Here is a 2,676-nt window from a genome sequence, read left to right on the forward strand (position 1 = left end):
CGGATATGTCCGGGGCGTCCGGGGCGTGGGGAACCCGCGTCTACCGGCCGCGGGCCGACTGACGCCCGGCAGGGAGACCGGCCCGCGACTTCCGGGGGAGTCGCGGGCCGGTCCCGCCGTGTCAGGCCCCGCCGTCCCAGGGTCCGGGCGGCCTCGTCGTGTCAGCCCCGTCGTCCCAGGGGTCGGCCGGTCCGGGCTGGTCGGGTGGGGCGGTGGCGGCGAGGGCGTCACGGAGGAAGGGCAGGATGCCGCGTTCGAGGAGGGCGTGGCGCCAGGCCTCGCGGGCGCGGCTGAGTTCGTCGTCCGGTGCGGCCGAGGCCGGTCCCACCTCGGTCGGGCTGTTGCGCAGGGCCGTCAGGAGGAGTCCGGCGGCCGCGCAGAGCAGCCCGCCCGCGGCGACGGAGCCGAAGACGAGGCCCGCCGTGAGGAGGGTGGCGCCGAACGCGACGGTGGGGGCGATGGCGTGCAACACCGCGCCGACCAGCAGGAAGATGACGGCGGCCGCGCCCGCGAGGACCGGCACCATGACGGTGACGATCGCGGCGACACCCGCACCGGGACCGGGCCGGTCGAGGTCGTGGGGCGACGGCGCGCGGGTGCCGACGGCCGCGCGGTTCTGTTCTCGGACCTTGACGAAGTGGTCGTACTCGCTCGCGGCCGCGGTGGTGACCAGTGCCGTCGCGTTCAGCGTCATGGAGCGCAGCTGCGCGACGGTGAGCCGGCTGCCGACTCCGGCGAGATCCGGACGTGCGTGGGCGGTGCTCAGTGCGTCGTCGAGGACCCGCTCGTACTCGGCGCGATCCTCGGTCAGCAGGTGCGGAGCCACGTTCATGTGCATCCCCCGATGCTCCGTAGGCCCGGGATCAGCCGTGGGAAACGCTCGGCTGGGCGGAAACGGAGGAGAGCCTGCTACGGATGGACCCGATGGTATTGCGGTGACACCACGACCTGACAGGGTGTTTCCGGAATTCGACTTCCCCGGATGCGCAGGGTTATGCGTCAGCCGTTCAGGGGGAGTTGGACGACCAGTAGCTTTCCGGCCATGGTCACTCCGCCGTCCATGGCGATCGCGAGGCCGTCGGCGTACACGTGCGGTCCGTCGACGATCGGGCCTCCGCCTCCCTCGTTCTCCTCCGTGCCGACCTGGCCGAGGAGGTACGGGATCGGGCTGTGGCCGTGCACGATCCGGCGGCCGCCGTAGGTGCCGAGCAGCTCCTGCACGGCCTGGGGGCCGCCCTCGTCGCGGAAGGCGAAGCGCTTGGTGAACTTCCGGAACAGGTCCCAGACCTCGTCGGCGTCGTTCCGGTTGAGGATCTCGTGGACCGTGTCGTTGACGTCCTCGATGGTCCCGCCGTATTCGAGGTACGCGGTGGTGTCGGAGTGCAGGAGGAGGTGGTCGTCCTCCCACACCACGGCGTCGAGGCGGGACATCCACTGGAGGTGGACGTCCTGGAGGCGGTCCATGTCGTGCTTCTGGCCGCCGTTGAGCAGCCAGGCGGCCTGGAAGGTGGCCGTGCCCGCGCCGGAGTTGACGGGCGTGTCGCCGAAGCGCTTGGCCCCGATGAGGAGCAGCTCGTGGTTGCCCATGAGGGCCTTGCAGTAGCCGCCGGCGGCGGCGGCCTCCGCGGAGAGCCGCATGACGAGGTCGATGACGCCGATGCCGTCGGGTCCGCGGTCGGTGAAGTCGCCGAGGAACCAGAGGCGGGCGTTGCCCGCGGACCAGCTGCCGTTCTCGTCGATGAGGCCCTGCGCGCGCAGGGCGGCGACGAGCTCGTCGAGGTAGCCGTGGACGTCGCCCACGACGAAGAGGGGGCCCGGGCCTTCGCCGCCGGCGGTGGCGGGTTCGGTCGCCGCCTCGGGCGTGACGGGCACCTGGAGGGTGTCGCCGCGCTGGATGACCGGGAGGTCGCGCTCGGTCGGCGTGTACCCCTCGGGCAGCTCGTCCTCGGGGAACGCGTTGCCGGGGTGGCCGGTGGCGACGGAGACGATGGAGGAGCCGGTCGCTTCGGGGTACGCGGGAGCGAGGCGGCGGCCCAGCTGGAGCGTCGGGGCGGCGGGCATGGGCGCGGTGGGGGCTGCCGTCGGAGCCGCGGGGGTGATCGGCACGGCCAGGATCGGCACGACCTCGACCGGCGCGGGTGCGACGGGCGGCACGGGTCCGGACGGGTCGGGCAGCCGGCGCTCGACGGGAGCGGGCTGCTCGCCGACCGGGACCTCGGCCGGTGCGGGCACCGGCAGCGGGTCCGCCGACGGCGGTTCGGCGGCATGGCCCTGTACGGGCACCCGGGCGTACGGCGGTACGCGGAAGTCACGCAATGTCGCCGTGCGCACCACGGGATCCTGCCCGGCCCCCTGAGTCATCGACCCCTCCACCACCGTCGCGATGCCCTGCACATCGCGTCCCGGCCTGGTCGGGGTGGTCCACGATGTCGTGCGCCCATCATAGGAATGAGGGTCCTCCTGTGTGACGCACCAGGGGTGATGAATCCGGGTCCACTCCGGGTTCACCGGTTGTTTCGCCCGAATTGGGAAGGTCCAGTCCAGGGTTGAGGCCGGTGTGGTGTCCGGTTTCGCCGCCCCTGCCCACGGGCAGGGGCGGGGGCGGCGGCCGTGGCGGCGTGCCGGGCGGGTCGGTCCTCGGGGGTGTCAGTCCTTCGCGGGTGAGCGCGGCGGGCT

General features: G+C 73.0%; 2 protein-coding genes. Both read right to left on the reverse strand.

Going from position 1 to position 2,676, the window contains the following annotated elements; genetic code table 11:
• Nucleotides 1-121: 121 nt before the first annotated feature.
• Nucleotides 122-838, reverse strand: a complete 717-nt coding sequence (locus ACFCY7_RS40305) for a hypothetical protein (RefSeq protein WP_376491057.1) — start codon at nucleotides 836-838, stop codon at nucleotides 122-124.
• 161 nt (nucleotides 839-999) lie between these two features.
• Nucleotides 1,000-2,361: a metallophosphoesterase gene (locus ACFCY7_RS40310; protein WP_376491058.1), complete on the reverse strand. Its 1,362-nt coding sequence runs from the start codon at nucleotides 2,359-2,361 to the stop codon at nucleotides 1,000-1,002.
• Between the last annotated feature and the right edge of the window lie 315 nt (nucleotides 2,362-2,676).

The sequence above is a fragment of the Streptomyces sp. NPDC056361 genome (assembly GCF_042262805.1).
Classification (GTDB): domain Bacteria; phylum Actinomycetota; class Actinomycetes; order Streptomycetales; family Streptomycetaceae; genus Streptomyces.